The organism is Bdellovibrio sp. MYbb2 (assembly GCF_056175685.1).
This window is the reverse complement of sequence record NZ_JBJKJI010000013.1, coordinates 1-4,765: the sequence shown is the minus strand read 5'-3', so window position 1 is coordinate 4,765 and position 4,765 is coordinate 1. Positions and strand designations below refer to the sequence as shown.

1 protein-coding gene is annotated in these 4,765 nt (G+C 46.6%); it reads left to right on the top strand.

All coding sequences use genetic code 11. The features are described from left to right. Positions 1 to 161 precede the first annotated feature (161 nt). Positions 162 to 4,765: beta strand repeat-containing protein (locus AC04MQ_RS19270; RefSeq protein ID WP_475392895.1), on the top strand; the 4,604-nt coding region annotated here is incomplete at its 3' end.

Below are 4,765 nucleotides of genomic sequence, written 5' to 3'. Positions count from 1 at the left end.
TGGAAAGGCTATTCTAGGAAAATCAGAATAGCTATGAGCTTTCATCTTCAACTTAATGTTCTATTTGGCACAGAACCCAACTCCGAAGTTTAGAAGCCCGTAAGAAATGACGATAACGTAAAAGGAAAGTACAGGCGGGACGTTTTTACGAAGGTTGAATTATGAATTTAGTAGCACATGACATCGTCAACGTTTTTAAGGTCAAAGGCTTATGGCTTTTTTCGGTTATGCTGTTCGTATTAACGGGCTGCAGCCTTGATGCTAGTATTTTAGATTTGAAGTCTGTTCGTAACCTAATTCTTGTTGAGCTAAATTCATCTGTGCCTAGTTCCACGAACTCGAGTTCCATTCCTGTTAGTCTGACTTTTGGTGAAGACATTTTTGATATTAATGAAGCAGATATTCAGGTAACTGGCGGGACCTTGTCGGGACTTTCTGGATCAGGGAAAGCTTATTCTTTCATAATTACGGCAAATGGTGATGGGATTGTTCAAGTCTATTTCCCGACACAAAGTCTGTCTGTTCCATCTGAGGATGGGATAAATGCCAGCTCGGCGGAATTCCCGAAGAAAAGCACTTCAACAAGTGTGTTGCAGTGGGTGGTGGATAGTGTGCGTCCTACGGTTCAAATTTCATCGGCAGTTGTCAGTCCCACAGTATCAGCAAGTATTCCTGTTTCAGTGGTATTTAGCGAACCAGTGACAGGCCTTGAGGTCAGTGATTTTGCAATCAATGGTCTTGCCAGTATCACGGGTCTGACAGGCTTTGGTTCTTCTTATAGCCTTACTTTAGTGCCGACAGCGTCGGGAATCATTGAGTTGGAGCTTCCGCCAGGTGCGACCGTAGATGTTGCAGGCAATTCAAGTTTTGCATCGAATAAGTTTTCTATTGTTTATGATGTGAATATCCCAGTACCTGTTTTAAGCACGTTGGTTTCCAGCCCCACAAATGTATCCAGTATTGAAGTAGATGTGGATTTTGGAACTGTTGCAGTTACGGATCTGGAAGAGTCTGACTTTATTGTGACGAATGGAAGTGTGTCAGGGCTTGCCGGAAATGGATCTAGTTATACTTTGAATTTGATTCCAGCCGCTGATGGAGCAGTGACCTTGCAGTTGCCCAGTGGTGTGGTCGTAAACTCCCTGAATACATTGAATTTAGCATCGAATGTTTTAAGCTTTGATGTGGATAGGATTGTTCCTACATTGGCTATTGTGGGTCCCGCGCCAGTGCTTGGCAATAAGGCAACCAGCTTTGTTTGGACTGTGAACTATGCGGGTGCTTCTAGTATTGTTTTATCAAGCTCTGATATTACTTTGGGTGGCGCGGTAGGATCGAACCCTTCGTCAAATTGTTCTGTCAACGTCACTGGCAGTGGAAATACTCAAAGAACTGTGACCGTGACGAACTGTGAAGGGGATGGAAGCTTAAATATTTCTATTGCGGCCACTTCCGCTATTGATACTGCGGGTAACTTGGCTCCGGCTGCAGGTCCTTCCGGCAATGCGACAGTGGATAACTTGGCTCCTACACTTTCTATAGCAGGGCCTACACCTGCAAATGGAAACAGTTCAACAAGTTTTGAATGGACGGTGGCTTATGCCAACCACACGTCGATCACCTTAAGTGCAGCTCATATATCGTTAATGACAACCGGAACAGTAAATGGCTGTGCCACAAATGTCAGCGGGTCGGGTCCTTCGAGAACTGTGATTGTAGACAACTGTCAAGGTAATGGTACGGTTAAGATAAATATCGCAGCTAATTCGGCGCAAGATGCTTTGGGAAATCAAGCTTTTGGCGATAGTTCAGCAAATTTTGCCAATGTGGATAATATGGCTCCCATTTTAGCTATTGGAACGGTGACACCGGCGCTGGGCAATAGCAGTACCACATTCAGATGGCCCTTAAATTATACAGGTGCCGATAGTATCTCGCTTTCTACGTCCAACATCACATTGGTGGGCGCCGCCGGGACAGCGGGATGTAGCATAAGTATTGATAATCCAGGGGGCTTGGTACAGCGATTTGTGGAAGTCACGGGTTGTACAAATGCCGGAAGCTTAGGAATTGCCGTTGCAGCAAATACAGCAAGTGATTTAGCAGGCAACTTAGCTAATGCAGAAACTTCTGCTTCGACTGCTACGATTGATAACTCGGCTTTCACTGTGAACCTGGCCTCAGTAGTAAACACCCACACGAATGCAACAAGCATCCCTGTGACGGTGACTTTTTCAAGCAGCACAACGACGTTTAGTTCTTCAGATATTACAGTGAGCAATGCCACGATTGCAAACTTCACCGGAAGTGGCGCAAGCTATAGCTTTGATTTAACGGCCATGTCTGAGGCCACACCAGTCACAGTGCAAGTCCTAGCCAATGTCGCTAAAGACGCCTATGACAACGATAGCACAGCATCTAACACACTGACTTTTAATATAGATAGAACAAGACCGACGCTTGCGATCACAGGCCCTGTGCCAGCAAACGGAAACAGCACGGCAAGTTTTGTATGGACTGTGACGTACGCAGGTGCTGACGTCATTTCATTAACAGGCACCGATATAAATTTAGGTGGCACAGCAACAGCAGGATGTGGAACACCCACAGTTACTAATATTAACGCCACAACCACCACCGTAGCGGTGACTGGATGTAGCGGGAATGGCAGCTTGAATATTCAGCTGGATGCAAATACAGCTCAAGACCTAGCAGGCAATCAGTCATTAGCTTCTGCGATTTCAAGTAGTGCCACAGTTGATAACATAGCTCCTACACTTGCAATCACAGGGCCTAATCCAACAACTGGCAACAGCACAGCAAACTTTGAGTGGACTGTGAGTTATACGGGTGCTGACAGCATCACTTTAAATGCCGCAAGTGTGACTTTAGGTGGAACTGCTACGATAGGTTGTGGGGCTCCCGTTATTACAACAACAGGCGCCAACACAAGAAGTGTGACAGTGACAGGTTGTACAGGGAATGGAAGTTTAAACATCCAACTTGCAGCAAACACTGCGCAAGACTTAGCAGGCAATCAATCATTAGCTTCTGCTGTTTCAAGCAATGCCACAGTCGATAACACAGCTCCTAGCTTAACTATCAATGATCCCACCCCAACAAGTGGCAATAGTTCAACGGACTTTGTCTGGACGGTGGATTATACCGGCGAAAGCGTTATTACTTTATCAAATGCAGATATTAGTTTTGTCGGCACAGCAACAAGTAACTGCACTGCTGTGGTGGCAGTGACAGGTGCGCATCAAAGATCTGTAACCGTGACCGGATGTACAGGCGATGGCACAGCTAGAATCCAAATCGCAGCAAATACAGCAGCAGACGCAGCTAATAACCAAGCCCCAGCACAAAACACTTCAACAGCAGTGACCATTGATAACACAGGCCCAAATTTAAGTATTGCAGGCCCAACGCCAGCTTTAGGTAATCAAAGTACAAGTTTTGTTTGGACAGTGACTTACGCAGCAGATGCCGCAAACATCACGCTAGCACCAGGCAATATCACGTTAACAGGTGCAGCTGCTGCAAGCTGCGGAGCGCCCACAGTTAGCAACACCGCAGATCCCCAAGTTAAAACCATCACTGTTGCAAACTGCACAGGCAATGGATCTGTGGGATTTAGTCTGTCATCAAATACAGCGCAAGACGTTCTTGGCAACCAAGCCTCTGCTGCAAGTGCTGGATCAACAGCAACTGTGGATAATGCAGCTCCTACGCTAGCTATAGCAACGCCAACACCAGCTCAAGGAAACAGCACGGCGACTTTCGAATGGCTTATCAGTTACTCAGGTGCTGGCACCATTTTATTAGATGATTCGACGAAGGCAACCTATCTGACTTTAAGTGGGGCCACAGCTGGTTGTACGGCAAGTGTTGTCAACCAAAGTGCCACAGAACGAAAAGTGGAAGTGACAGGTTGCACAGGTAATGGAAGTTTAAGCATCGGCATCAATGTCGGTTCCGCAAATGACAATGCTAATAATTTAGCGGCCTCAGCTACAGGTGGCAGCGTGACGGTGGATAATACAGATCCAACACTTGTGATCACAGGCCCAAGTCCCGCTATAGGTAACAGCACAACAAGTTTTGTTTGGACAGTGACTTACGCAGGTGCTGACAGCATTACTTTAAGTGCAGCAGATGTAGCTAAAGGTGGAACCGCTACGGCAGGCTGTGGAACACCCGTTGTTGCAACAACGGGTGCCAACACAAGAAGTGTGACAGTGACAGGTTGCACAGGGAATGGAAGTTTAAATATTCAGTTAGCAGCAAACACAGCCCAAGATTTATCTGGTAACCAATCACTGGCATCTGCGGTTGCAAGTGACGCGACCGTGGACAATACAGCGCCAACATTAAGCTTTAATACACCCGGTGCAGATTCAGTGATGTTAGATGAGGCAAACTTTGTGGCGACAGGACTTTGTAGCGAGAATGGACGAACCATTGCGTTTGTTCCAGTCGCAAAAGCAACAGTTACTTGCACAGCAGGGGCCTGGACAGCCGACTTTGATTTAAGCAGCATAACTGCCGAGGAAATCGAAATTGTAGCCACCTTGGTAGATGCTGCGGGGAACTTTCAAGGGGCGAGCAGATCATTTCTGAAACCACAATACAAAGTCAGGGAAATATTCAGCACTGGTTCAGCCTTTGCAGCATTAAAGTCCGATGGGAGTGTAGTGAGTTGGGGGAGTGCTTCTTTTGGAGGCACAGCCCCATCGAGTGTGACCGCCGCGAATTCCGGAGT